The organism is Pseudomonas sp. GQ91 (assembly GCF_059758795.1).
The window spans coordinates 18,572-42,766 of record NZ_JCAXED010000008.1 but is presented as its reverse complement, the minus strand read 5'-3'; the positions used below and the strand labels follow the sequence as shown (position 1 = coordinate 42,766).

Annotated in this window: 24 protein-coding genes and 1 riboswitch; of the genes, 8 read left to right on the top strand and 16 right to left on the bottom strand. The window is 61.1% G+C overall.

Translation table 11 applies throughout. From position 1 onward, the window contains the following. The first annotated feature begins 165 nt into the window (after nucleotides 1-165). The 3 genes from AC6CIA_RS13545 to AC6CIA_RS13535 all read left to right on the top strand — a co-directional run bounded on the left by AC6CIA_RS13545 (nucleotide 166) and on the right by AC6CIA_RS13535 (nucleotide 4,740). Complete coding sequence (locus AC6CIA_RS13545) at nucleotides 166-753, top strand: UPF0149 family protein (protein WP_339528637.1); 588 nt, start codon at nucleotides 166-168, stop codon at nucleotides 751-753. A 20-nt stretch (nucleotides 754-773) separates the two neighbouring features. Continuing rightward, entirely contained in the window at nucleotides 774-1,157 is a 384-nt protein-coding gene (locus tag AC6CIA_RS13540) for a YbaN family protein (protein ID WP_498312681.1), read from the top strand. Between the two features lie 112 nt (nucleotides 1,158-1,269). Then, nucleotides 1,270-4,740 (top strand): hybrid sensor histidine kinase/response regulator, encoded by a 3,471-nt coding sequence (locus AC6CIA_RS13535; protein ID WP_498312679.1) that lies wholly within the window; start codon nucleotides 1,270-1,272, stop codon nucleotides 4,738-4,740. Between the two features lie 158 nt (nucleotides 4,741-4,898). Here AC6CIA_RS13535 and AC6CIA_RS13530 read toward each other — a convergent pair whose 3' ends face one another. Continuing rightward, nucleotides 4,899-6,263, bottom strand: coding sequence for a DNA recombination protein RmuC (locus AC6CIA_RS13530; RefSeq protein ID WP_498312972.1), 1,365 nt, complete (start codon nucleotides 6,261-6,263; stop codon nucleotides 4,899-4,901). A 175-nt stretch (nucleotides 6,264-6,438) separates the two neighbouring features. Next, the gene (locus AC6CIA_RS13525) at nucleotides 6,439-6,762 is read right to left on the bottom strand and encodes a sel1 repeat family protein (RefSeq protein WP_498312677.1); all 324 of its coding nucleotides are present in this window, start codon (nucleotides 6,760-6,762) and stop codon (nucleotides 6,439-6,441) included. A 447-nt stretch (nucleotides 6,763-7,209) separates the two neighbouring features. Here AC6CIA_RS13525 and AC6CIA_RS13520 point away from each other — a divergent pair, with 447 nt between their 5' ends. From AC6CIA_RS13520 to AC6CIA_RS13505, 4 genes are all read left to right on the top strand, one after another. Beyond that, nucleotides 7,210-7,515, top strand: a complete 306-nt coding sequence (locus AC6CIA_RS13520) for a hypothetical protein (protein WP_498312675.1) — start codon at nucleotides 7,210-7,212, stop codon at nucleotides 7,513-7,515. A 474-nt stretch (nucleotides 7,516-7,989) separates the two neighbouring features. Next, the gene (locus AC6CIA_RS13515) at nucleotides 7,990-8,214 is read left to right on the top strand and encodes a hypothetical protein (RefSeq protein ID WP_007898912.1); all 225 of its coding nucleotides are present in this window, start codon (nucleotides 7,990-7,992) and stop codon (nucleotides 8,212-8,214) included. A 280-nt stretch (nucleotides 8,215-8,494) separates the two neighbouring features. Continuing rightward, nucleotides 8,495-8,977: a hypothetical protein gene (locus AC6CIA_RS13510; protein WP_498312673.1), complete on the top strand. Its 483-nt coding sequence runs from the start codon at nucleotides 8,495-8,497 to the stop codon at nucleotides 8,975-8,977. A 146-nt stretch (nucleotides 8,978-9,123) separates the two neighbouring features. Further along, nucleotides 9,124-10,413 (top strand): OmpP1/FadL family transporter, encoded by a 1,290-nt coding sequence (locus AC6CIA_RS13505; protein ID WP_339528631.1) that lies wholly within the window; start codon nucleotides 9,124-9,126, stop codon nucleotides 10,411-10,413. Between the two features lie 63 nt (nucleotides 10,414-10,476). On the opposite strand, the gene AC6CIA_RS13500 is transcribed toward AC6CIA_RS13505, so the two are convergent. The 13 genes from AC6CIA_RS13500 to cobO form a co-directional block, all read right to left on the bottom strand. Continuing rightward, nucleotides 10,477-11,028, bottom strand: coding sequence for a glutathione peroxidase (locus AC6CIA_RS13500; protein WP_498312671.1), 552 nt, complete (start codon nucleotides 11,026-11,028; stop codon nucleotides 10,477-10,479). A 147-nt stretch (nucleotides 11,029-11,175) separates the two neighbouring features. After that, the gene (locus tag AC6CIA_RS13495) at nucleotides 11,176-12,375 is read right to left on the bottom strand and encodes an MFS transporter (protein ID WP_498312970.1); all 1,200 of its coding nucleotides are present in this window, start codon (nucleotides 12,373-12,375) and stop codon (nucleotides 11,176-11,178) included. Nucleotides 12,376-12,437: 62 nt separating this feature from the next. After that, entirely contained in the window at nucleotides 12,438-12,842 is a 405-nt protein-coding gene (locus AC6CIA_RS13490) for a MarR family winged helix-turn-helix transcriptional regulator (RefSeq protein WP_339528629.1), read from the bottom strand. A 42-nt stretch (nucleotides 12,843-12,884) separates the two neighbouring features. Continuing rightward, a complete protein-coding gene (locus tag AC6CIA_RS13485; RefSeq protein WP_498312669.1) occupies nucleotides 12,885-13,613 on the bottom strand; it encodes an adenosylcobinamide-GDP ribazoletransferase in 729 nt (242 codons plus the stop codon). A gap of 2 nt (nucleotides 13,614-13,615) precedes the next feature. Next, nucleotides 13,616-14,191: an alpha-ribazole phosphatase family protein gene (cobC, locus tag AC6CIA_RS13480; protein ID WP_498312667.1), complete on the bottom strand. Its 576-nt coding sequence runs from the start codon at nucleotides 14,189-14,191 to the stop codon at nucleotides 13,616-13,618. Next, complete coding sequence (gene cobT, locus AC6CIA_RS13475; protein WP_498312665.1) at nucleotides 14,188-15,243, bottom strand: nicotinate-nucleotide--dimethylbenzimidazole phosphoribosyltransferase; 1,056 nt, start codon at nucleotides 15,241-15,243, stop codon at nucleotides 14,188-14,190. The genes cobC and cobT overlap by 4 nt, the downstream gene beginning before the upstream one ends. After that, a complete protein-coding gene (gene cobU / locus AC6CIA_RS13470) occupies nucleotides 15,240-15,761 on the bottom strand; it encodes a bifunctional adenosylcobinamide kinase/adenosylcobinamide-phosphate guanylyltransferase (protein ID WP_498312663.1) in 522 nt (173 codons plus the stop codon). The genes cobT and cobU overlap by 4 nt, the downstream gene beginning before the upstream one ends. A gap of 33 nt (nucleotides 15,762-15,794) precedes the next feature. Then, on the bottom strand, nucleotides 15,795-17,246 hold the full coding sequence (locus AC6CIA_RS13465; RefSeq protein WP_498312661.1) for a cobyric acid synthase: 1,452 nt from the start codon (nucleotides 17,244-17,246) through the stop codon (nucleotides 15,795-15,797). Then, the gene (gene cobD, locus AC6CIA_RS13460; RefSeq protein ID WP_498312968.1) at nucleotides 17,243-18,232 is read right to left on the bottom strand and encodes a threonine-phosphate decarboxylase CobD; all 990 of its coding nucleotides are present in this window, start codon (nucleotides 18,230-18,232) and stop codon (nucleotides 17,243-17,245) included. Before cobD ends, AC6CIA_RS13465 begins: the two co-directional genes overlap by 4 nt. Next, nucleotides 18,225-19,133: an adenosylcobinamide-phosphate synthase CbiB gene (gene cbiB, locus AC6CIA_RS13455; RefSeq protein WP_498312659.1), complete on the bottom strand. Its 909-nt coding sequence runs from the start codon at nucleotides 19,131-19,133 to the stop codon at nucleotides 18,225-18,227. Before cbiB ends, cobD begins: the two co-directional genes overlap by 8 nt. Then, nucleotides 19,130-19,780, bottom strand: coding sequence for a 5,6-dimethylbenzimidazole synthase (bluB, locus tag AC6CIA_RS13450; protein ID WP_498312657.1), 651 nt, complete (start codon nucleotides 19,778-19,780; stop codon nucleotides 19,130-19,132). The genes cbiB and bluB overlap by 4 nt, the downstream gene beginning before the upstream one ends. Before the next feature lie 4 nt (nucleotides 19,781-19,784). Then, nucleotides 19,785-21,095 (bottom strand): cobyrinic acid a,c-diamide synthase CobB, encoded by a 1,311-nt coding sequence (locus AC6CIA_RS13445; RefSeq protein WP_498312655.1) that lies wholly within the window; start codon nucleotides 21,093-21,095, stop codon nucleotides 19,785-19,787. After that, nucleotides 21,092-21,703 (bottom strand): cob(I)yrinic acid a,c-diamide adenosyltransferase, encoded by a 612-nt coding sequence (cobO, locus tag AC6CIA_RS13440; RefSeq protein ID WP_498312653.1) that lies wholly within the window; start codon nucleotides 21,701-21,703, stop codon nucleotides 21,092-21,094. Before cobO ends, AC6CIA_RS13445 begins: the two co-directional genes overlap by 4 nt. 77 nt (nucleotides 21,704-21,780) lie before the next feature. Next, a riboswitch (cobalamin riboswitch) is annotated at nucleotides 21,781-22,028 on the bottom strand. 99 nt (nucleotides 22,029-22,127) lie between these two features. Between cobO and AC6CIA_RS13435 the strand changes: the two genes are divergently transcribed. Then, on the top strand, nucleotides 22,128-23,441 hold the full coding sequence (locus tag AC6CIA_RS13435; protein WP_498312651.1) for a PQQ-dependent sugar dehydrogenase: 1,314 nt from the start codon (nucleotides 22,128-22,130) through the stop codon (nucleotides 23,439-23,441). A 96-nt stretch (nucleotides 23,442-23,537) separates the two neighbouring features. On the opposite strand, the gene AC6CIA_RS13430 is transcribed toward AC6CIA_RS13435, so the two are convergent. Continuing rightward, a complete protein-coding gene (locus AC6CIA_RS13430) occupies nucleotides 23,538-24,077 on the bottom strand; it encodes a C40 family peptidase (RefSeq protein ID WP_498312649.1) in 540 nt (179 codons plus the stop codon). Between the last annotated feature and the right edge of the window lie 118 nt (nucleotides 24,078-24,195).

The window sequence follows — 24,195 nt, the reverse complement described above, 5'->3', positions numbered from 1 at the left end:
CAAGGGCATCACAAAACGCGGCAGTATACCCGAGCCCCACCCGGCAAAGGGCGCCACTGACGAATAGCGCGGCGACGGATAACCTTGCAAATATGCCGTGCGGCTGGCCTGCGCGCTCAAGAAGGCCTAGAATTCAGCATCGTTTATTCCCAAGGTAGTCCTTCAATGTCCTTCGCTGAGCAACTAACCCGCCTGCAAGCCTTCCTCGATGCCGATGAGCTGCACGACGAGGCGCTGGACTACGTGGCCGCCCACGGCTATCTGACCGCTCTTTCGATCTGCTCCGAGTCGGTACCCGAGCGCGAGTGGATCGACGCGCTGTTCGCCGAGGAGCCGCACTACGCAGACGCCGCGCAGCGCGAGGAAATCGAATCCACCCTGCTCGCCCTCAAGGCCCACATCGCCCGCCAACTGGCGTCCGACGAGGAATTCGAGCTGCCTTGCGAACTGGACCTCGGCGAAGAGCCGGACGACTCCGACCTGCGCGGCTGGTGCATCGGCTTCATGGAAGGGGTGTTCCTGCGCGAAGCGGCCTGGTTCGAGACCGCCGAGGAAGAAGTCAGCGAAATGTTGCTGCCGATCATGGTCGGTTCCGGCTTGTTCGACGATCAGCCGGAGTTCGCCGACATCGCGGCCGACGCCAACCTGATGGACGACATGATCGTGCAGATCCCGGAAGCACTGACTGCGCTGTACCTGTTGTGCAATGCACCTGACGAGAAACCGGCGATCCTCAAGCCTCGCCACCACTAAGTCCCTCGCCCGTGACACCCATGGGCAAGCACTCGCCGATTGTACGATACGCGCTGCTAGCCATTGGCTGGCTGAGCGTCGTACTCGGGGTGATCGGGATATTCCTGCCCGTATTGCCCACCACCCCTTTCCTCTTGCTGGCGGCAGCCTGCTTTGCCCGCAGCTCTCCACGCTTTTACGACTGGCTGGTGCAACACCCGCGCCTGGGTCCGTGGATTCGCGACTACCTGGATGGCAATGGCATCCCCTTGAAGGGCAAGGCGTATGCGATCGGTCTGATGTGGCTGAGCATTGGTGTGTCCTGCTACCTGGTCCCGCTGCCCTGGGCCCGTGCGTTCATGCTGATCAGTGCGGTGCTGGTGACGATCTATATTCTGCGCCAGAAGACCCTGCCCCGCCGCTGAATGCCAGCGCCAGGCCCACACGACTTTCGTCGACACAGACTAACTTCAAACATCATGCGAGACTGTCGTCCCGGGCCTGGAATGCCTGGGTGTTCTTCTGTCCGGAGTTCCCATGACGTTGTCCAGCGGGCTGATCGCCGCCGTTGCCCTGGCCTATATGGCCATTATGTTTGCCATCGCGTTTTACGGTGACCGTCGCCTCAAGCCGCTGACGCCCCGGCTGCGTGCGTGGGTCTACAGCCTGTCACTGGCGGTCTACTGCACCAGTTGGACCTTCTTCGGTGCCGTCGGCCAGGCCGCCGAACAGTTGTGGGCATTTTTACCAATCTACCTGGGACCCGTTCTGCTGTTGCTGCTGGCGCCCTGGGTCTTGCAAAAGATGGTGCTGATCAGCAAGCAGGAAAACATCACCTCCATCGCCGACTTTATCGCGGCCCGCTATGGCAAATCCCAGACCCTGGCCGTGGTGGTGGCATTGATCTGCCTGGTGGGTGTGCTGCCCTATATCGCCCTGCAACTCAAAGGCATCGTGCTGGGGGTCAACCTGCTGATCGGCGCCGGGGCCGATGCCACCGGTACGCGCGCCCAGGACACCGCGTTGATTGTGTCCCTGGTGCTGGCGCTGTTCACCATTGTTTTCGGTACCCGTAACCTGGATGCCACCGAACACCACCGCGGCATGGTGCTGGCGATTGCCTTCGAGTCCCTGGTCAAGCTGTTTGCGTTCCTCGCCGTCGGGGCCTTTGTGACGTATGGCCTGTACGACGGTTTTGACGATCTGTTCAATCAGGCGAAGCTCGCACCCCGGCTGGAAGCGTATTGGAAAGAGACCATCAACTGGCCGTCGATGGTGGTCCAGACCGGCGTCGCGATGATGGCGATTATCTGCCTGCCCCGGCAATTCCACGTCACCGTGGTGGAAAACATCGACCCCCAGGACCTGCGCCTGGCGAAGTGGGTGTTCCCGGCCTACCTGGTGTTGGCGGCGCTGTTCGTGGTGCCGATTGCCCTGGGTGGAAAAATGCTGTTGCCGGATTCGGTGCTGCCGGACTCCTATGTGATCAGCCTGCCCCTGGCCGAAGCGCACCCGGCCTTGGCATTGCTGGCGTTCATTGGCGGTGCCTCGGCGGCGACCGGGATGGTGATCGTCGCCAGTGTCGCACTGTCGACCATGGTCTCCAACGACATGTTGCTGCCCTGGCTGCTACGCCGCACCAACGCCGAGCGGCCGTTCGAAGTGTTTCGCCACTGGATGCTTTCGGTGCGCCGGGTCAGCATTGTGATTATTTTGCTGCTGGCCTACGTCAGCTATCGCTTGCTTGGCTCCACCGCGAGCCTGGCGACCATCGGTCAGATCGCCTTTGCCGCCGTCACACAACTGGCCCCGGCGATGCTCGGGGCGCTGTACTGGAAACAGGCCAACCGCCGGGGCGTGTTCGCCGGCCTGGCCGCCGGGACCTTCCTGTGGTTCTACACCCTGGTGCTGCCGATTGCCGCCCATAGCCTGGGTTTGTCACTCAACCTGTTCCCGGGCCTGGCGTGGCTGCACGGCAATCCGCTGGGACTGCCGATCACCCCGCTGACACAAGGTGTGGTGTTGTCGCTGGCGGGTAACTTCACGCTGTTTGCCTGGGTCTCGGTGCTGTCGCGCACCCGCGTGTCCGAGCACTGGCAGGCCGGACGGTTTATCGGCCAGGAAATCAGCCAGCGGGCCAGCGCACGCTCGATGCTGTCGGTGCAGATTAATGATTTGCTCAGCCTGGCCGCACGTTTTGTCGGTGAAGAGCGGGCTCAACAGAGTTTTATTCGCTTTGCCTATCGTCAGGGCAAGAGCTTCAATCCCAACCAGAACGCCGACAACGATTGGATCGCCCATACCGAACGGCTGCTGGCCGGTGTACTCGGCGCGTCGTCGACACGAGCGGTAGTGAAAGCGGCCATTGAAGGCCGGGAAATGCAGTTGGAGGATGTAGTCAGGATCGCCGACGAGGCATCCGAAGTCTTGCAGTTCAATCGCGCGCTGCTGCAAGGCGCGATTGAGAACATCACCCAAGGCATCAGCGTGGTCGACCAGTCCCTCAAGCTGGTGGCCTGGAACCGTCGCTACCTGGAGTTGTTCAACTATCCGGACGGGCTGATCAGCGTGGGCCGGCCGATTGCCGATATCATTCGCTACAACGCCGAGCGCGGGCTGTGCGGGCCGGGAGAAGCCGAGGTGCACGTGGCCCGGCGCCTGCACTGGATGCGCCAGGGTCGCGCGCACACCTCTGAACGACTGTTCCCCAACGGCCGAGTGATCGAACTGATCGGCAACCCGATGCCCGGCGGCGGCTTCGTCATGAGTTTCACCGACATCACCGCGTTCCGCGAGGCTGAGCAGGCCTTGACCGAGGCCAACGAGGGCCTGGAGCAACGCGTCGTCGAGCGCACCCAGGAACTGTCGCAGCTCAATGTCGCCCTCACCGATGCCAAAGGCGTCGCCGAGTCGGCCAACCAGTCGAAAACCCGCTTCCTCGCAGCCGTCAGCCACGACTTGATGCAACCTCTCAACGCCGCACGCCTGTTCTCCGCCGCACTTTCCCATCAGAACGAAGGGATGTCGGGAGACGCTCGGCAATTGGTGCAACATCTGGACAGCTCGCTGCGTTCGGCCGAAGACCTGATCAGCGACTTGCTGGACATCTCGCGCCTGGAAAACGGCAAGATCACGCCACACCGCCAACCGTTTGCCCTCAACGAGTTGTTCGATGCGCTGGGGGCCGAGTTCAAGGTCCTGGCTCAGGAGCAAGGCTTGCGCTTCCGCTTGCGCGGCAGCCATTTGCGGGTCGACAGCGACATCAAGTTGCTGCGACGCATCTTGCAGAACTTCCTGACTAACGCTTTCCGCTATGCCCACGGCCCCGTGCTGTTGGGCGTCCGGCGTCGCGCTGGCGAACTGCGCCTGGAAGTCTGGGACCGCGGCCCCGGCATTCCGCTGGACAAACAGAAAGTGATCTTTGAAGAATTCAAGCGCCTGGACAGCCACCAGACTCGCGCGGAAAAGGGGCTGGGCCTGGGACTGGCCATTGCCGACGGACTGTGCCGGGTCTTGGGTCATCGTTTGCGGGTGCACTCATGGCCGGGCAAGGGCAGCGTGTTCAGCGTCACCGTTCCCCTGTCCAAGACTCCGGCCAACGCTCCCGTTCAGTCCGTGCCGGAGAAAGGCCAACCTCTCGGCGGTGCTCAAGTGCTCTGCGTGGACAATGAAGACAGCATCCTGATTGGCATGCGCAGCCTGCTGAGCCGCTGGGGTTGCCAGGTCTGGACTGCCCGTGACCAGGCGCAATGCGCCGCCTTGCTGGCCGAAGGAATGCGTCCGCAATTGGCACTGGTGGATTACCACCTTGACCATGGCGAGACCGGTACCGAATTGATGGCCTGGCTGCGCGCGCAACTGGCGGAGCCGATTCCCGGCGTGGTGATCAGCGCGGACGGACGTCCGGAGATGGTGGCGCAAGTGCATGCGGCGGGATTGGATTACCTGGCCAAACCGGTAAAACCGGCTGCGCTCAGGGCGCTACTGAGCCGCCACCTGCCTTTGTAGCCCGGCGCCTTGAACCCTGCCCAGCGAAAATTGCGCCGCCTGTAGATACCGTCTTGAATCTTGCCGAGCATGCGCAAATCTCGAGGCACACGTTACCCCGTAGCTGCTACGGGGGGGATTTCAGGCTTGTTCGAGATGGCTGATCGATGCCCGGTGGGCTATTCAGGTAACTGCGCCACGCCGTCTTCGTCGGTCATGGCCCTTTCCAGCAGATCCGCCGGCAAACTTTTACTGGCGCGGGCCCCGAGCAACTTCAACTGCTCGGTACGGCTGATCAGATTACCGCGTCCCTCCGTCAGTTTGTTACGCGCCGCGCTGTAAGCCTTATCCAACTGCTGAAGACGATTACCCACCTCATCCAGATCCTGGATAAACAACACGAACTTGTCGTACAGCCAGCCGGCGCGCTCGGCAATTTCCCGCGCGTTCTGGCTCTGTCGCTCCTGCTTCCACAGGCTGTCGATCACCCGCAGGGTCGCCAGCAAGGTCGTCGGGCTGACGATCACGATATTGCGGTCGAACGCTTCCTGAAACAGATTCGGCTCGGCTTGCAACGCGGCCGAGAACGCCGCTTCTATCGGCACGAACAGCAGCACGAAATCCAGGCTGTGCAAGCCTTCCAGGCGTTTATAGTCCTTGCCGGCCAAGCCTTTGACGTGATTACGCAAAGACAAGACATGTTGTTTAAGGGCCGCCTGTCCCATCACCTCATCATCGGCGGCCACGTACTGCTGATAGGCCGTGAGGCTGACCTTGGAATCCACCACCACCTGCTTATCGCCTGGCAACAGGATCAGCACGTCCGGCTGGAAACGCTCGCCATCCGGCCCCTTGAGACTGACTTGGGTCTGGTATTCGCGACCCTTTTCCAGGCCCGCGTGTTCAAGCACGCGCTCCAGAATCAGTTCACCCCAGTTGCCCTGGGTTTTCTGCCCCTTGAGGGCACGTGTCAGGTTGGTGGCTTCGTCCGACAAGCGCAGATTCAGTTGCTGTAGCCGCTCAAGCTCCTTGGCCAGGGAAAATCGCTCGCGTGCTTCGTTTTGGTAGCTTTCTTCCACACGTTTTTCAAACGACTGGATGCGCTCCTTCAGCGGATCAAGCAATTGCCCGAGGCGCTGCTGGCTGGTTTCGGCAAACCGTTGCTCGCGCTCATCGAAGATTTTTCCGGCCAGCTCGGCGAACTGCGCACGCAGCTCATCCCGCGAGCTGTGCAGGTCGTTGAGGCGTTGCTGGTGGCCTTCCTGTTGCTCGCGCAGCTCCGCACGCAGGGACGCCGACAAGGCATCCAGCCGACGCAGCTCGGTTTCCTTGGCGGAACGCTCGATGTTCCAGGCATGGGCGGCATCCCGCGCGTTGTCGCGGTCAATCTGAAGCAGCTCGACTTCCCGGCGCAGCGCCGCCAGATCTGCCTGTTTGGCAGCGTTGGCCTGGCTCAGGTCGCTGATTTCGTCACGACTGGCGTCCAGTTGCGCCGTCAGCCCTTCCTGGGCCATCTGCGCCATGGCCAAGCGCTCTTCAAGCAACTCCCAGCCGGCCTTGCGTGCATTCAGACGCTGTTGGACCTGCCAGTACAGCACCAGCAAAGGCAACGCAGCGGCGCCGAGACCCAGCGCCACACTGGTCCAGTCAAAAGCCATGGCCACTCCTGCCAATACCGTAAAAGACCAAGGTTAACCAAGCAGGCGCGTTGTGGACAGCTCAGTCTTCGATCTGCCCGAGCTCGCGCTGCGCAAGGCGGTCGCCGGCACGGGCGGCCTGGCGCAGCAGGTCGTGCCCAATGCGCCGATCCCGCGCATTGCCACATTCGCGACACATCAGTTGCCCTAGGCGGCTTTGTGCCGCTACCACGCCTTCACGCGCCGGCTGCTTGAGCAACCGTCCGGCAAGATGCTTGATAGTGGGGTTGTCACCAATGCGCGGGTTGTCCAGCAACCAAATAGCGACCTTCAAAGAGAAGCGCTTTGGAGCGGTAACACTGGCGGGGCTATCGGTAACGGAAGGTGACACTGAGCGAAACTTCATAAAACACTGTCGGGCAGAACGGAAGGCGCGCCACTCTACTCCTTTTTTCGCATGGGTAAAGCTGAAAAAAGTCTGCACGCCCGTTCTAGAGCAAGCGCTCGGGACAATCCACAGAAGCTGTGGATAACTCAGTGGACAACCTCCCTTTAAATCCCGCAAAGCCCCATGAAACGGGGGGCGCGCTCAAACTGTCGATTTTTTCACCAATAAAAAAAAGCCAGATTTTTCATTGACTTATATTTTTGATCCAGACTATCGAAGCCATTCACTGAGCAGCCAAAGCCCGGTGACAGCCTGCGCCACCAATGTGCACAACCGCTGCCTTTAGCCTCAGATTGCCGGCCATTAGCCAGTACTCGCCGCTGAACTGTCGACCAGCAATCCTACTTTTCAAACGCTCTTCAGCTCGCCACACTGTCCGCCCTACAGTCGAGGGGAACGCGTTGCATGAAAGGAATGCTGCTATTTGCATTATTGCTGCTCCTCGTCTGTACGATGTCCATCGGTATCAACACCGCCCTACCGTCTCCCGATGGCGCATTGTTTGCCATCGCCATCCTTTTGTCGGCCGCCTTCACCGCAGTCAGCCTGTGTATCGAGCTGGGAGAAGGACGGATCAACGATATGGGCGATCTGATGAAGATCATCGAAACCGGCCAATCCCTGCGCCTGACCCTGGCAGCCTATGCACTGGGTTGCTCGCTGGCCGCCGCCATCACTGTTCTGGTTTATCGCAGCCTTTCGGGAGGCTGATCAAGTTTTTTGCTAACACACTTGCTTTAGCCGCTTCAACCCATTACTATCCGCGGCGTTAGTACCAAGCTGAAAGTCAATTCTGGTCGAACAAATCCCCGCGACGTAGCTTCCCTAAAGAGAAGTTCTGTCCATATCGATGGGATCGACCACCTCGATGGTTTCCAGGTATCACTTGCGACGACACTGCCTTTGAATGATGCAAAGGGTGTCGCGAAGTCTCAATACGCTGACCGAACCAACCTGCAAATTGATCAGGATCTTCACCCCGGGCCCAGAACCTTTGCCCTTGTTGTGTTGCCTGCCCTCCTAAGTACCTACCTGCCAGCCCAAGCGCGCCAAACTTAATCAGCGCTTCAAACTGGCTGCTTTGTTCCAGTCGGGTTCTTCGCTTGATCAATGGTGATCAGCGTCACTGGAACGTTTTAACGTTGCACGGTTCTTATCCGTGTCATTTGTAGGAACACCAATAATATGTCCACTCAAATCCACACACAGGATGCCATTCGCACCCTAACCAACGCTTTTGCCCCAATGAACTGCCTGATCATGGCCGCTCGCAAAGGCTGCTTCAGCTTCACCCTGGTTAACGAACACGGCATCGCTCGTCACAGCGAACGCCTGTACCCCGATCAATACTCCAGCGCAGAACCGCTGCAGGCCGTGATCGAGCGTACCCGCCAGGCCCTTGTCGCCTGATCGTTTACCCCGGCTGAAACCCCGAAACCCTGCCCCAAAAGCAGGGTTTTTTATTGCCTGTCATACGGCATGTGGGCAACTTTTCTAAGGCCAAACAGATATAACGCTTATAACCCCAGGATGAAAATATTTTAAAAACAGTCCTTTACATCATGAATCTGACACTACACTTCAACTCAAGCGGATGCTTCCGCTTCCGACGGGCCTGAGATCCGATCCACCGCTGCCAAGCCCCCTACTTCTCAGGTCTCGTCGCCTACTTCAACGCTTCGAGGGCCTTATGGGTATCGCTGCCAGCGAATTGTGCCGCTATGTGATCCGCCCCACCCTGGTTTACCTGGGGCGCCACAGCCAGACTGCTGAATTCCTGTTGCTGGGCATTGCGGCCAGCCAGTCGGAGTTGGGGTCGGCGCTGCATGACCGTCGCGGCCATGGGCTGTATCGCATCACCGAACTTCGCCACCGCGCCTTGTGGGACGACTACCTGGCCCTCGACCCTGAACGCGCCAGCCTGGTACGTGGCCTTGCCAGCCAACATGCGTTTTTCAGCGGCCCTCAACTCGAACTGACCGTCAACTTGCGTTACTCCACCGCTATCGCCTGGCTATTGGTGGAACAACAACGCGCCGAATTGCCACGACCTGACGATTTACTGGGCATGGCCCGTATCTGGAAAGAAATATTTCACCCTCAAGGACGCCTGCGGGATTTCACTCAAGCCTGGCATTCGTGTGTTTCCCCCCTGAATCAGGTCGCTTGCTGACCGGGCAATTTGCAAGATTCGTCAAAAATCGGCAAATCTGGTCTGATTGTCCTACAAAACCGCTCTATCTCCTACATTACAGCCTATAGCGCTAATTTAATTTTATTGTTACTTTCCGCTGCGGTGATCACCTTGGAGTTCTAATAATGAAAAAAGTAATGCTCAAGTCCACGCTTAGCCTCGCCGTTGCCATGGCATCTTCCCAACTGTTCGCGAGTGGTTTTGCCCTCAACGAGCAAGACGTTGCCGGGATGGGGACTGGTTTTGCCGGGCGCTCTTCCTCTGCCGAAAACGCCAGCACTGTTTATGGCAACCCTGCCGGCATGGCTCGCCTTGAAGGCCAGCAAATCACCGGCGGTTTTGCAGTCATTGACGCATCGACCGATATAAAGGATGCAAGAGGCAACGCCAGCGGCACCAATAAAGGTGACATGGTGCCCTTCACTGCCGTTCCTTTCGGCTTCTACACCAATAAGCTCAATGATCAATGGGCTGTCGGTTTCGGTGTATACGCACCGTTCGGCTTGATCACGGACTACGAAAGCAACTTCCAGGGCCGTGCATTCGGCAGCAAGAGTGAAGTGCAGGTCATCAGCTTCCAGCCGACGGTCAGCTATGCGTTCAATGACCGGGTTTCCATCGGCTTTGGTCCAACCATCAACCGTATCGCCGGGACCCTGGAGTCGGAACCCTCGCTCGGCGCACTGATCCCGGGTACCGGCGATAACAGGATCAAGGTCAAGGGTGACGACACGGCGCTGGGCTTCAACGCCGGTATCCTGGTACAAGCCACCGACACCACCCGCGTGGGCCTGACCTATCACTCGAAAGTGAAGTACAAGCTCAAAGGCCACACTGAAGTCACGCCAGGTGCCGGGGTTCCGCCTTCCTTGCTCGCCAACGGACGTTATGATGCTTCGTTGAACGTGGATACGCCTGAGTCCTGGGACCTCTCGGTGACCCAAGACATGAATGACGCCTGGAAGGTCTACGCCGGCGCGACCTGGACGCGCTGGAGTCGCTTGAAAGACATCACCGTCAACAACGAAGGCGTCACGACGGCTGGTGGCGTTCTCGCACCTGGCATCGTCGGCAGCATCAAGGAAGAGCAGAACTGGCATGACACCTGGGCTTATGCCCTGGGTACTTCGTACCGCATCACCAAGCAAGTGGTGCTGCGTACCGGCCTGACCTTCGACCAGTCGCCCACCAACAACACTGATCGTTCGCCACGCATCCCTACGGGTGACCGCACGATCTTCAGTCTGGGCCTGGGCTACGACGTCATGCCGAACATGACTGTCGACCTGGCGTACTCTTACCTCAAAGAGGAACCCGTCAAGGTGGCTCATACCAACGCACTGGGCCAGGGCTACAGCGCCAAGTACAAAAACAGCGCCAACGGTTTCGGCCTGGGCGTGACGTACAAGTTCTAATTTACCTGTACAAAAAAGCCCCGCTCTCCTGCATGGGAGGCGGGGCTTTTTAATGGCTGACGATCAGGGCTTGGAAGCCAGCGCCTGTTCCACGGCCTTGATCAGGTCCGGATCATCCGGCTTGGTCAGGCTGGAAAAGTTGGCTATCACCTTGCCCTGGCGATCCACCACATATTTGTAGAAGTTCCACTTCGGCGCGCTGCTCTGCTGCGCCAGGACCTGGAACAGATGCACCGCCTCTTTCCCTCTGACCTTCTGTGGCTCGGTCATGGTGAAGGTCACGCCGTAATTGACGTAGCAGACCTTGGCGGTCTCCTCCCCAGTCTTGGCTTCCTGTTTGAAGTCGTCGGACGGCACGCCAATCACCTCCAGCCCAGCGCCTTTGTAGCGCTGGTACAACGCCTCCAACCCTTTGAACTGCGGAGCGAACCCGCAGAAGCTGGCGGTGTTGACGATCACCAGCGGCTTGCCGGCGAAACGCTGGCACAGGTCGATGGATTCCTTGGCGCGCAATTTTGGCAATTGGCCTTCCAGCAACGCTGGGCAATCGGCGCCCAGGGCAACTCCGCCAAACGCCATCATCAGGGCAGGTACTGCAAACCAGCGCGTGAGCATGTCGGTTGTCCTCGAAGAGCTTCAGAAGAACTTAACAGATCGACATCCCCAATTGCATCAACGCCAGGCCGCTGCGCTGCCAACCCCACCAGGCAATCAGCAACAACGCTGCCAGCCCTGCCCCACCCAACCAGTATCCCGCGCAATTCATACTGCCTCCATTTGTGCCTGCAACCTCGCCACCGGCCGCTCACGCACGGGCCAGTTGAGCGCTGCCGCGAGCACGCTCAAGACAACCGCTACCTGCCAGATCAAATCGTAGTTGCCTGTTCGATCATAGACCACGCCACCCAACCAACCACCGAGGAACGAGCCCACTTGATGGAACAGGAACACAATCCCTCCCAACATCGAGAGGTTTCTCACACCGAATAAAGTCGCGACCGTGCCGTTGGTCAGAGGCACCGTCGACAACCATAAAAAGCCCATGGCCATGCCGAACAGATACGCGCTCATCTGCGTCACCGGCGCCCAGAGAAACAACACGATCACCACTGCCCGCAACAGGTACAACGCGGTGAGCAAGCGAGGTTTGGACATCCGCCCACCGAGCCAACCGGCGGTGTAGGTGCCGAAGATATTGAACAGGCCGATCAACGCCAGCACGGTGGTACCGACGGTCGCCGGCAAATGCTGATCCACCAGGTACGCCGGCAGGTGCACACCGATAAATACCACCTGAAAACCGCAGACGAAGAAACCGAAGGCCAGCAACCAGAAACCCGAGTGGGAACAGGCCTCCCGCAGGGCTTCGAGCAGCGTCTGCTGGCCGGCCAGCACCGGCAGCGGGCGATCCTTGATCAGCGTCACCAACGGTACGATCAACGCCACCAGCAGGCCCAGCACCAGTAACGCGGCGGACCAGCCAAGCCAGCCAATCAGGCCCAGCGTGCCTGGCAACATGGCGAACTGACCAAAAGACCCGGCGGCACTGGCGATGCCCATGGCCATACTGCGTTTTTCCGGCGCCACGGCACGCCCCACGACACCGAGAATCACCGAAAACGAAGTACCCGACAAACCAATGCCGATCAACAAACCGGCGCTCAGTGACAGGCTCATGGCCGAATCGGAGAGCCCCATGCACACCAGGCCCAAGGCATACAGCACGCCGCCGACCATCACCGTCCGGGCCGCGCCGAAACGGTCGGCCAGCGCGCCGGTAAACGGCTGGGCCAGGCCCCAAATCAGGTTTTGCAGGGCGATAGCAAAGGCAAACGTTTCACGCCCCCAACCGAACTCGGTGCTCATGGGTGACAGAAACAGGCCGAAACCATGCCGCACGCCAAGGGAAAGGGCCAGGATCAGCGCACTGCCGACAAGAATCCAACCGCTGGTACGCCACATCGAGGTCATTTTTATTCTCCGCTTGCGGGTATATACCCGCTTATAGTCGAACACTCTCGCTTTTAAGCGAGCTCGTCCAGCAAGGCCAACAGGGTTTCGCGCTTTTCCACACCCAGTTTATCGATCAGCTTCTGCTGCGCCGCTTCCCAGGCCGGCAGCGCCGCTGCCAGCCGCTCCTTGCCCGCGTCAGTCAGCAACACCAGGCGATTACGCAGATCATCACCTTCGACCAATCGCACCAAGCCTTCGCCCTCCAGCACCCGAAGATTACGTCCCAGGGTGCTGCGATCCAGGCCCATGGCCTCCGCCAGGCTCGAAATGCTGGGTTGATCGAGGCGCTGCAAGTTACACAGCAAAGAATACTGGGCGACGTTGATCCCGAAGCCATCGAGGGCGCCGTCATAATGCCTGCTGACGCCACGGGCAGCGCGACGCAGGTTGGTACACAAGCAGTGGGAGGCAAGCATAGTGCGTGTATATACCCGCGATAAGCAAAATGCAAGAAACGGTTACAGGGCCAGGCCAATCAATACCGCTACTTCCAGCAACTCAAGCAGTGCCCCAGCGGTATCGCCAGTCGTTCCGCCCAGCCGATTGACCATCAATTGGCGCAGACCGACAAAACACAGAGCCGCCAGCAACACCGCGATGCCACCGTTGAAGCCGCCGATCAACACACACGCCAGACCACTGAGGATCAGCACTTGCTGGCCGACCACGCGTGGCAGATGCTCCGCCAGCGCCTGACCCAGGCCACCGACACGTACGTAACGGGTGGTCAGAAACAATGCCAGCAACGAACTGCGACCAATCAGCGGCGCGAGGATCAGCGCGGTGCCATTGTGTTGCTCGATCAAGGCCACCAGCGCGGTGAACTTGAGCAGCAACACCAGCCCCAGCGTCACCACCGCAATCGGGCCGCTGCGCGGGTCTTTCATAATCGTCAGGGTACGCTCACGGTCGCCAAAACCTCCGAGCCAGGCGTCAGCGCTGTCGGCCAAACCATCCAAATGCAGGCCGCCACTGAGCAATACCCACGCCGTCAGCACCAAGGCCGCATGGAGCAGAAGCGGCGTGCCCATCAACGCGCTGTTCAGAGCCCATAACAGTAACCCGAACAGCAGTCCCACCAGCGGATAAAACAGCAGTGAACGTCCCAGTTCACGGGGCTGCGGCATGCCCGGCAAACGAATCGGCAGACTGCTGAGAAACTGCAAGGCAATCCAGAATGGCAGCATGCTCAGGTCATCTCGCTCAAGGTGCCATCGGCGGCGACCCGCAGGCTGAACAGGCCTGCATGACCGACTTCGACATTCAACAACTGCTCTCGGGGCAAACCACGCGCCTGCGCCAACAACAGGCGCATCACGCCACCGTGACTGATCACTAACAGGCGTTGGCCCGCATACAGTTGGTGCAACCGCAAGACCGCCGCATTTACGCGTTGGGAGAACGCCTCGACAGGCTCGCCATCAGGCGGCGTAAAGCTGTAGGGATCGGCCCAGAACAACCCCAATGCCGCGGCATCGGTTTCCATCAGCTTTGCCGCGCTCTGCCCTTCCCAGGCACCAAAATGCAGTTCCTGCAATGACTTTTCGAGGCTCACCGGCAGGTTCAGGCGCGCCCCCAGCTCATCGGCAAACCGCGCGCAACGCTGCAGCGGCGAGCTGATCAGTCGATCCCATGGACCTCGCGCGTGGACTGCACTGCGCATCTGTTCCCAGCCCTTTGGGGTCAGGGCGTCGTCCAGACTGCCACGCAAACCGCCACCCAGTTCGGTTTCACCATGGCGCAGCAGATCCAGCTGCAACGTCATGCCGGACGGTCCGCCACGGCGGCTTCAGCGAACGTCGCCATATTCCCGTGCAGCGCGCAGGCCAGGCGCAACAACGGCACCGCCAGCGCCGCACCACTGCCCTCGCCCAGACGCAGGCCCAGCGCCAGCAACGGTTCGGCCTTGAGGCCTTGCAGCACGTGATGATGGCCGGGTTCGGCGCCACGGTGGCCAAACAGCAGCCATTCGCGGCAAGACGGGTTCAGACGTGTCGCCACGAGCGCCGCCACACTGCAGATAAACCCGTCGACCAGCACCACAACGCCTTCCTGGGCGCAGGCCAGATAAGCCCCGACCAACGCCGCGATTTCAAGGCCGCCCAGGTTGAACAACGTTTGCAACACATCCCCGCGTTGCGGCGCATGCAGCGCCAATGCCCGCTCGATCACCGCGACTTTATGGCTGACGCCTTGGGCATTCAGGCCCGTCCCCGGTCCGGTCAGATCGCTCACCGGACACTCCAGCAATGCGCAGGCCAGCGCACTCGCTGCCGTGGTATTGCCGATGCCCATCTCGCCGCCGATAAACAACTGCGCGCCCGCTTCAAGCGCGCGACGCACACTGTCGCGGCCTGCTTCCAGGGCCAGGCGGCCCTGGACCGGGTTCATCGCCGGGCCCTGGACGAAATTGGCCGTGCCGGCGGCGATATTCAGGTGACGCACACCCGGCAGGTTCAATGAGGGTGTCACCGTGCCGAGGTCCACCACCTCCAGTTGCGCGCCCAACTGACGCGCCAACACACTGATCGCCGCGCCCCCCGTGACGAAGTTATGCAGCATTTGCCCGGTGACTTCCTGGGGATACGCCGAAACCCCTTCCGCCACCACGCCATGGTCGCCGGCGAAAACCGCAACCCACACGTGATCGACGCAAGGCTTTTCCCGCCCTTGCAATCCCGCCAGTCGCACCGCCAACGCTTCCAGTTGCCCGAGGGAGCCGGCGGGCTTGGTCAATTGTTGCTGGCGGGCCAGCGCGTGTTCCTGAGCTTGAACGTCAATCGTCTTACAGGGTTCGAGCCACCAGAGTTGCGTCATAACGCGGTACCTTTCAAAGTCAGGGGCAAGCCGGCGACCGTCAGCACCACACGCTGACAACGCTCGGCCAAAGCTTGATGCAACCAACCGGCCTCATCGACATAGCGGCGAGTCAATTCGCCCAACGGCACGACCCCCAGGCCCGTCTCGTTGCTGACAAAAATGATTTCACCCGGCAGACAATCCAGGCTGTCCAACAATTGCTCGCGCTCCAGGGCCAGACGCCGCGGGTCGTCGAGCAGCAGCAGGTTGGTGAGCCACAGCGTCAGGCAGTCCACGAGCAGGCAGCGCTCGGCAGCGGCGTTTTCCCGCAGCACGCGGGCCAGCTCGACCGGCTCTTCGATCAGCCCCCACTCGGCGGGGCGACGCGCCTGGTGCTGGGCCACTCGCTGGTGCATCTCGCCGTCCAGCGCCTGGCTGGTGGCGATATAGGTGACCGGAAAAGCGCTGTCGCTGGCAAGCTTTTCGGCCAGGCGACTTTTGCCGGAGCGGGCGCCGCCGAGGATCAGTTGCAACATGGTTAAACCCTCAAAATGACCTGGTTCACGGCCTCAGATTCCACACAGGTGGCGCAGCAGTCCGGTATCCAGATGCTGTTCCACCAGGTCCGCCAGGCGCTCGATATCCCGCTCACGCAGACCGTGATAATCCACGTCCCGCACCTCCTGCAATCCCGCCCAGCGCAACAACGCGCTGCAGGCCGCGGGCGTCTCGAACAGGCCATGTAGATAAGTGCCAAGGATTTGCCCATCGTCACTGCAAGCGCCGTCACGGCGACCGTCGTCCAGTTGCACCGCCGGCTGTTGCAGGGCGCTGCCACGGGATACACCCGCGTGAATTTCATAGCCGCTGACCGGGGCGTTCTCGAGCATCAGCCGGCCCTGTACATTGCGCAATTGCTTCTCTTCTTCCAGGGTGGTCTCGAACGCCAGCAGGCCGAGCCCGGCACTGCTGCCTGCCGGGCCTTCCAGACCCAGCGGGTCATGCACTTGCTCACCGAGCATCTGCAATCCGCCACAAATCCCCAGCACTTTGCCGCCGTAGCGCAGATGCCGGGCAATCGCACGCTCCCAGCCATTGGCACGCAGATACGCCAGGTCGCTGCGCACACTTTTGGAGCCGGGCAGGATTATCAGGTCCGCTGCAGGAATGGCTTGTCCGGGCCTGACGAACTGTAAATCCACCTGAGGATGCAGGCGCAACGGATCGAAGTCGGTGTGATTACTGATTCTCGGGAGCACCGGCACCACTACCTTGAGCGCTTGCGCAGCCTTATCGATCTGGCGCTGGTCAATGCCGTCTTCGGCCTCCAGGTGCAGGTCCATCACATACGGCAACACGCCCACCACCGGCTTGCCGGTGCGCGCCTGCAGCCAGTCGAGGCCCGGCTGCAACAGCGCAATATCGCCACGAAAGCGGTTGATGATGAACCCCTTGACCCGCGCCTGTTCCGACGGCGACAGCAATTCCAGGGTGCCCACCAGGTGCGCGAAGACCCCACCGCGATTGATATCGGCAATCAGCAGCACCGGACAATCCACCGCCTCGGCGAAACCCATGTTGGCAATATCGTTGGCCCGCAGGTTGATCTCGGCGGGCGAGCCCGCACCTTCCACCATCACCACCGGATAGGCCGCGCTCAACCGTGCGTGCGAGGCCAGCACCGCCTGCATCGCGATGGATTTGTAGTCGTGGTACGCCACCGCGTTCATGCTGGTGACCGCTCGCCCATGGATGATGACCTGGGAGCCGGTGTCGCTGTTGGGCTTGAGCAGCACCGGATTCATATCGGTATGCGGCGCCAGCCTGGCAGCCTGGGCCTGGACCGCCTGGGCCCGGCCGATCTCGCCGCCTTCAGCCGTCACGGCACTGTTGAGCGCCATGTTCTGCGGCTTGAATGGCACCACCGGCACGCCCTGGCGCACCAGCCAACGGCACAACGCGGTGACCAGGGTGCTTTTGCCCGCATCGGAAGTGGTGCCTTGCACCATCAGGGTGCTCATGAGGCGTCCTGCCAGGCGTCGAGGGCCTGTTCCAGGCGTAGCCAATCGGCATCGGTCCCCGGCAAGCCGAAGCGCAGGCTACTGTCGTGGACAAACAGGCGCAGCAGAATGCCGCGCTGGGCCATGAACTCATGCAATTGTTCGGCGCGATGGGTGATCAGCCACTGAAACAGCGCGCAGCCGCCTTGCGGCCGCAGTGCGTACTTTTCCAGCAATACCGACAACCGCTGGCTCGCCTCCTCGCAGCGCCGGCGCTGGCGTGCATGGCCGGCCGTATCTTTCAGGCAGACCTGGCCCACTTCCCGCGTCGGCCCGCTGACCGCCCAAGGCCCGACCTGTTCGGCGAGCAACTTGAGCAACTTGCGTTCCGCCAGCACAAACCCCAGGCGAACCCCAGCCAACCCGAAAAACTTGCCGAACGAGCGCAGCACAATCAAGCCGACCTGATTAGCCTGGTTCGCCACGCTCAACGCCGGCGTGTTATCCATGAACGCTTCATCCACCACCAGCCAGCCACCGCGCTGAGCCAGTCGCGCGTGCCAGTCCAGCAGACGCTGGGGGGCAAGGCTGAGGCCTGTAGGGTTGTTCGGATTGACCACCACCAGTACGTCGAGGCTGTCGAGGAAAAAGTCCACTTCCTGTTCCAGTACTTCCCGCACGATATATCCAGCGCGGCGCCAGGCTTCGGCATGCTCCGCATAGCACGGCGACAAGACGCCGACCTTGCCCGCACGACGCAGGCGCGGCAACAACTGGATCGCCGCCTGGGACCCCGCGACCGGCAGCACCTGGGTGACCCCGTAATAATCGCAGGCGGCCTGCTCCAAGCCGTCATCGGACTCCGGCAGACGCGCCCATGCCCGCTGCGCTATCGGCGGGATCGGCCACGGCCAGGGCGCCAGGCCGCTGGACAGGTCCAGCCAGTCTTGCTGTGCGATCCCGTACTGCATCGCGGCCTTGCGCAGCCGACCACCGTGTTCAAGCATAAAATTGCGCCCCTGCACACAGAACCAGTAACCACAGCCATACGCCGCGCTGCACCAGTTGCCAGCCTCGGTCGATGGAATCCGCATCGGCCGGTGGTCCTTCGCCCAAGGTTGGTCGTTGGTGCAATTGGCCATGATACGTCGCCGCCCCGCCCAACTCGACGCCCAGGGCCCCGGCACCAGCGGCCATCACCGGGCCGGCGTTGGGGCTGTCCCAGGCGGAGCCTTGCGTGCGCCAGCACTTGAGCGCCAGGCGGGTTTTGCCCAGTAGCGCGTAGGTCAGCGCCACAAGCCGAGCAGGAATATAGTTGAGCACGTCGTCGATTTTTGCCGCGGCCCAGCCAAAGCGCTCAAAGCGCTCATTGCGGTAGCCCCACATCGCATCCAGCGTATTGCTCAAGCGGTAGAGCACCACGCCCGGGACACCGGCGATGGCAAACCAGAACAACGCGGCAAACACTGCATCGCTGCCGTTTTCCAAGACTGACTCAGTGGCCGCGCGAGCGACTTCGGTGCTGTCCAGTTCGCCGGTTTCGCGACTGACCAGATAACTGACGTGTTTGCGCGCTTGCTCCAGGTCATCACTGCGCAGCGCCTGGGCCACTGGCGTAACGTGTTCACCCAGGCTGCGCATGCCCAAGGCGCAGTAGAGCGCGAGAATCTCGATGATCCAGCCCACCACAGGCGCCCAGGACAAGGCCGTGGCCAGCACGGTCAGCGGCACCACCGTGATAAACCAGGCGGTGACGCCATGACTGCGCCAGCCACGCCCCGCGGAGTTGAAACGCTGCTCGACACGTCCGGCAAAATTGCCGAACGCCACCAGCGGATGCCAGCGCCTGGGTTCGCCCAGCAGCGCATCCAGCGCCACTGCAGCGACACTCAGCAAGGCCACACTCATTGACTCACTCCCCAATAATTCTCATACAGCATGTCACTCAACGGACGTGGCTCGGTCCAACCTTCAAGTTGCAACATTGGTGCCGGGTAAAACCCCGTCACCGGGCCCAGGCACAACACCGCCAGCGGCTTGGCACCGGACGGTAAGCCCAGCAGGTCGGCCAGGGCCTGGGGTTCGAACAGCGACACCCAACCCATGCCCAGTCCTTCGGCGCGAGACGCCAGCCACAGATTCTGGATCGCGCAGGACAGCGAGGCCATGTCCATTTCCGGCAGGGTGCGGCGCCCGAAAATATGTCGTTCGCGATCATCCATCAACGCGGCCACGAGCACCTCGGCGCAATCGTTGATGCCCTCGACCTTGAGCTTCATGAACTGCGCGGAACGCTCGCCAAGGGCCTCAGCCGTGCGGACCCGCTCTTCTTCCACCAGTTGCTGGATCCGGCCTCGCAGAGTGCGGTCGCTGATACGGATAAAGCGCCAGGGCTGCATCAGCCCGACACTGGGGGCCTGATGGGCCGCCTGCAGGAGACGCTGCAACAGTTCAGGCGCCACGCTGCCACCGCTGAAGTGGCGCATGTCGCGGCGCTCGGCGATGGCGCGATAGACAGCTTCGCGATCGGCCGGGGGGAAGGCATTGTCGGTCATGGTCTCAGATAACCCCACGCGCAGGCGCGAACAGCGCCGCAACCGCCTGCGGGTTAGACGGGAAATAAAAGTGCACGTACGAGGCCGTCATTCGCCCATCGCGATACACCGCCTCGGCGCCGCGCCCGCCATTGGGGCTCAAGCCTCGTGCGATCGGCTGCCATTCAGTGCTGGTCAGTGAGTGATGATAGGTGTGACCGCGCAGCACGCCTTCCGGCAACTCGACCGTTTGCAGGGCCAGCGCAGCCAGACGCTTTTGCATCACCGCGTCGCCCGGCAGCAGGCCCAGCAGTTCAGCGCGCAGGCCGTCGACATCGGTAAGCGAATAGAGCAAATAGAGCATGCCGCCACACTCGGCCAGCAGCGGTTTGCCAGCGGCGTGATGGGCGCGGATGGCCGCGAGCATCGAGGTGTTTTCCGCCAGCGCCTGGTGATGCAATTCCGGATAGCCACCGGGCAGGTAAAGGCTGTCGGCTTCAGGCAGGTCATGGTCATGGAGGGGCGAGAAGAAACACAGCTCGGCACCCATGGCGCGCAGCAAATCGAGATTCGCGCCGTAGGTAAAGGCAAACGCCTCGTCACGCGCCACGCCAATCCGCACCCCGGCCAGCAACGGCTCGACCGTGATCACTGCGGGCGCGTCGAACCTCACCGGTGGCGGCAGCGCCACCTCGCAACTGCTGCCCAAGGCGGCGGCGGCCGCATCCAGGCGCAGGTCCAAGTCATTCAATTCGCTGGCTTGCACCAGGCCCAGATGGCGACTGGGCAGTTCGATGCCCGTCTCGCGGGACAACGCGCCGTACCAGCGCAAGCCTTCTGTCAGGCTGCCTTCCAGCAGTTGCGCATGGCGCAAGGTGCCCACGCGATTGGCCAGCACACCGGCAAACGGCAGGTCCGGCTGATAACGCGCGAGCCCCAACGCCAGGGCGCCAAAAGTTTGCGCCATGGCGGTGCCATCGATGACTGCCAGCACCGGCACGCCAAAATGCCGCGCGAGGTCGGCGCTGGACGGCGTACCGTCAAACAGGCCCATGACACCCTCAATCAGGATCAAGTCAGCCTCAGCCGCCGCTTCCCACAGCAAACGTCGACTTTCCTGCTCGCCCACCATCCACATGTCCAATTGATAGACCGGCGCGCCACTGGCGCGCTCATGAATCATCGGGTCGAGAAAGTCCGGACCGCATTTGAACACCCGTACGTTGCGCCCCAGATTGCGGTGCAAACGGGCCAGAGCGGCAGTGACGGTGGTCTTGCCCTGGCCGGATGCCGGCGCGGCGATCAGGACGGCCGGGCAATGTCGCGGCTGATTCAAAGTTCGATGCCCTTCTGTGCCTTGATCCCGGCCTGGAACGCATGTTTGAGCATGCCCATTTCAGTCACGGTGTCGGCCATTTCAATCAGCTCCGGCTTGGCACCACGCCCGGTGACCAGCACATGCTGCATCGGCGGACGGGCTTGCAGGTCACTGAGGACCTGATCCAGATCGAGATAGCCGTGCTTGAGGGCAATATTCAGCTCATCCAGGACCACCAGGCCAATGCCGGGATCCTGCAACATTTCCCGCGAGACCTGCCAGGCCGCTTCGGCGGCGGCGATATCACGCTGGCGATCCTGGGTTTCCCAGGTAAAGCCCTCGCCCATCACATGGAAACGCACTTGCTCGGGGAAGCGGCGGAAGAACAATTCTTCACCGGTGCTGTTGCGCCCCTTGATGAACTGCACCACACCGCACTGCATGCCGTGGCCCATGGCTCGAGCCAGCATGCCGAAGGCCGAACTGCTCTTGCCTTTGCCATTGCCGGTCAGCACCAGCAGCAACCCGCATTCATTTGGCGAATTGGCGATACGCTCGTCGATAAGCGCTTTTTTGCGCAGCATGCGCGCCAGATGGCGTTCGTCACGCTCAGGGGATTCAGACATGGCAGCTCTCCGTTGGGGCTGGACAAAAACGGCAGGCAGGAAAAGACACAGGTAAAGCCAAGCATCGCCCACCGTGATGCTGTTGGATGGATCAGGCCGGTCTCCGGACTCATGAGTGGCGCGCTCCCTGGGGAGAACAGACCGACAGTGCGCCTTCCCATATCGAAGCGATACAGTGGCAAAAGCAGCGTCTTGACTCATTTACCGTTGCGGGGGCAGCGCCGGGATTGTGGCTGCACTGTGTACAAGTGCGCTCACTCACCGGCTTCCCTGTTTCACTCTGTCGACTTGATCGTCACAGAGCACCTGAAACAAGCGGCGAAGGTTAGTGGGTTGGGGGTGGAGCGTCAATTAAAGCCGGCCATGCACTTGAACCATCTCGCCGGCCCGCGCCTCTATGACTACAAGTACTGAGGAGAAAAACATGCATAAGACTCGACTCGCCCTACTGGTCATGGCCGCAGGCGCCCTTGCCGCGTGCGGTGAAAGTTCGACCCTGCAAGTGTCCGATGGCACCGGGCCTTCGCCCAAACTGCCGGAGCCGAACAAGACGCTGATCCCGACCGTGAACATCGCCCCGGCCGTGGGCTGGCCCGACGGCGTCAAGCCGACAGCCGCGCCCGGCACCCAGGTGGCGGCGTTTGCCGAAGGCCTGGATCACCCGCGCTGGCTATACGTGCTGCCCAATGGCGACGTGCTCGTAGCGGAAACCAACGCACCACCCAAGCCGGATGATGCCCAAGGCATTCGCGGCTGGGTCATGGAAAAAGTCATGGGTCGTGCCGGTGCCGGTGTACCCAGCCCGAACCGCATCACCTTGCTGCGTGATGCCGATCATGACGGCGTGGCGGAAACCCGTACGGTGTTCCTGGAAAACCTCAACTCCCCGTTCGGCATGACCCTGGTGGGTAACGATCTGTATGTCGCCGATTCGGACAAGCTGCTGCGATTCCCCTACCAGACCGGCGAAACCTCGATCACCGCGCCGGAAACCAAAGTCATCGATCTGCCGGGCGGCCCTCTGAATCATCACTGGACCAAAAACGTGATCGCCAGCAAGGACGGCAGCAAGCTGTACGTCAGCGTCGGCTCCAACAGCAACGTCGGGGAAAACGGCATGGACGCCGAACAGGGACGTGCGGCGATTTGGGAAGTGGATCGAGCCAGCGGCAAGCAGCGGATTTTCGCATCCGGCCTGCGTAACCCCAACGGCATGGCCTGGGAACCCCAAAGCGGCAAGCTGTGGACCGCGGTCAACGAGCGCGACGAAATCGGCAGCGACCTCGTGCCGGACTACATCACGTCAGTCAAGGATGGCGGCTTTTATGGCTGGCCGTTCAGCTACTACGGCCAGCACGTGGATGTGCGCGTGAAACCGCAGGATCTGAATCTGGTGGCCAAAGCCATCGTGCCGGATTATGCCGTCGGGCCGCATACGGCCTCGCTGGGCCTGACCTTCGCCGAAGGCACGACGCTGCCGGCGCAGTTCAGCAACGGCGCGTTTATCGGCCAGCACGGTTCATGGAACCGCAAGCCCCACAGTGGCTATAAGGTGATTTTCGTACCGTTTGAAGGGGGCATGCCGAAAGGCCAACCGGTGGATGTGTTGACCGGCTTCCTCAATAGCGACGAGAAAGCCATGGGGCGGCCGGTAGGCGTTGTGATCGATCGGCAAGGGGCCTTGCTGGTAGCAGACGACGTGGGAAATAAGGTGTGGCGGATTTCAGCTACGCAGTAGGAGAGAGGCAGCGGCAAGCTGCAAGCTGCAAGCTGCAAGCTGCAAGCGGGGCGATGAGACCTCTTGTAGCTTATAGCTTGAAACTTGCCGCTACCCTCAAGGATTCCTCGCCAGGTGCTCGGCCGGCAGGACGCGCTTGGCACCCAAGTATGCTTTCTGCCAATACGCCTTGGACAGCGTGTCGAGTTTGACCGTGCCCCCCGTTTGCGGGGCGTGGACAAAACGACCTTCGCCGACATAGATCCCCGCGTGGCTGACCTGCGATCCCCCGCTGGTAGCGAAGAACAGCAAGTCGCCGGTTTGCAGGGCCTCTTCACTCACGTTTTTGGCACGCATCACGATCAGTTCGCGGGTGGTGCGCGGCAGGGAAATGCCAGCGGCGTCGCGGTAGACAAACCCAATCAGGCCACTGCAATCAAAACCCGAGTCGGGAGTATTACCGCCCCAGCGATAAGGCGTTCCCACCAAACCCAAGGCGCGAAACAGCACGTCCTCGGCAACTGGCGAGAAATTCTGGGTGGAGTAGTTGAACACCGGCTTGGGCTTGACAGTCACAGGCGCGGGTTGCGGGCGACTTGCGCAGGCGCTGAGCAACGCGGCGCAAACGAGAAGAATTAGGCGGGCCGAGTTCGACATGGGCTGAACAATCCTGATCTGGATGCGGCTTTCGCTGCCGAAGGCTGAAACCAGGCCGCGCAAGCAAGCTCGCGCGGGTTGGTTCGCAACAATATCTCAGGATTCTAGCGCTTACACG

Bases quoted from the DNA above. Each gene is read 5' to 3' on its own strand.
- AC6CIA_RS13545 (WP_339528637.1), top strand. From the start codon at position 166: ATGTCCTTCGCTGAGCAACTAACCCGCCTGCAAGCCTTCCTCGATGCC.
- AC6CIA_RS13540 (WP_498312681.1), top strand. From the start codon at position 774: ATGGGCAAGCACTCGCCGATTGTACGATACGCGCTGCTAGCCATTGGC.
- AC6CIA_RS13535 (WP_498312679.1), top strand. From the start codon at position 1,270: ATGACGTTGTCCAGCGGGCTGATCGCCGCCGTTGCCCTGGCCTATATG.
- AC6CIA_RS13525 (WP_498312677.1), bottom strand. From the start codon at position 6,762: ATGAAGTTTCGCTCAGTGTCACCTTCCGTTACCGATAGCCCCGCCAGT.
- AC6CIA_RS13520 (WP_498312675.1), top strand. From the start codon at position 7,210: ATGAAAGGAATGCTGCTATTTGCATTATTGCTGCTCCTCGTCTGTACG.
- AC6CIA_RS13515 (WP_007898912.1), top strand. From the start codon at position 7,990: ATGTCCACTCAAATCCACACACAGGATGCCATTCGCACCCTAACCAAC.
- AC6CIA_RS13510 (WP_498312673.1), top strand. From the start codon at position 8,495: ATGGGTATCGCTGCCAGCGAATTGTGCCGCTATGTGATCCGCCCCACC.
- AC6CIA_RS13505 (WP_339528631.1), top strand. From the start codon at position 9,124: ATGAAAAAAGTAATGCTCAAGTCCACGCTTAGCCTCGCCGTTGCCATG.
- AC6CIA_RS13500 (WP_498312671.1), bottom strand. From the start codon at position 11,028: ATGCTCACGCGCTGGTTTGCAGTACCTGCCCTGATGATGGCGTTTGGC.
- AC6CIA_RS13495 (WP_498312970.1), bottom strand. From the start codon at position 12,375: ATGTGGCGTACCAGCGGTTGGATTCTTGTCGGCAGTGCGCTGATCCTG.
- AC6CIA_RS13490 (WP_339528629.1), bottom strand. From the start codon at position 12,842: ATGCTTGCCTCCCACTGCTTGTGTACCAACCTGCGTCGCGCTGCCCGT.
- AC6CIA_RS13485 (WP_498312669.1), bottom strand. From the start codon at position 13,613: ATGCTGCCATTCTGGATTGCCTTGCAGTTTCTCAGCAGTCTGCCGATT.
- cobC (WP_498312667.1), bottom strand. From the start codon at position 14,191: ATGACGTTGCAGCTGGATCTGCTGCGCCATGGTGAAACCGAACTGGGT.
- cobT (WP_498312665.1), bottom strand. From the start codon at position 15,243: ATGACGCAACTCTGGTGGCTCGAACCCTGTAAGACGATTGACGTTCAA.
- cobU (WP_498312663.1), bottom strand. From the start codon at position 15,761: ATGTTGCAACTGATCCTCGGCGGCGCCCGCTCCGGCAAAAGTCGCCTG.
- AC6CIA_RS13465 (WP_498312661.1), bottom strand. From the start codon at position 17,246: ATGAGCACCCTGATGGTGCAAGGCACCACTTCCGATGCGGGCAAAAGC.
- cobD (WP_498312968.1), bottom strand. From the start codon at position 18,232: ATGCTTGAACACGGTGGTCGGCTGCGCAAGGCCGCGATGCAGTACGGG.
- cbiB (WP_498312659.1), bottom strand. From the start codon at position 19,133: ATGAGTGTGGCCTTGCTGAGTGTCGCTGCAGTGGCGCTGGATGCGCTG.
- bluB (WP_498312657.1), bottom strand. From the start codon at position 19,780: ATGACCGACAATGCCTTCCCCCCGGCCGATCGCGAAGCTGTCTATCGC.
- cobO (WP_498312653.1), bottom strand. From the start codon at position 21,703: ATGTCTGAATCCCCTGAGCGTGACGAACGCCATCTGGCGCGCATGCTG.
- AC6CIA_RS13435 (WP_498312651.1), top strand. From the start codon at position 22,128: ATGCATAAGACTCGACTCGCCCTACTGGTCATGGCCGCAGGCGCCCTT.
- AC6CIA_RS13430 (WP_498312649.1), bottom strand. From the start codon at position 24,077: ATGTCGAACTCGGCCCGCCTAATTCTTCTCGTTTGCGCCGCGTTGCTC.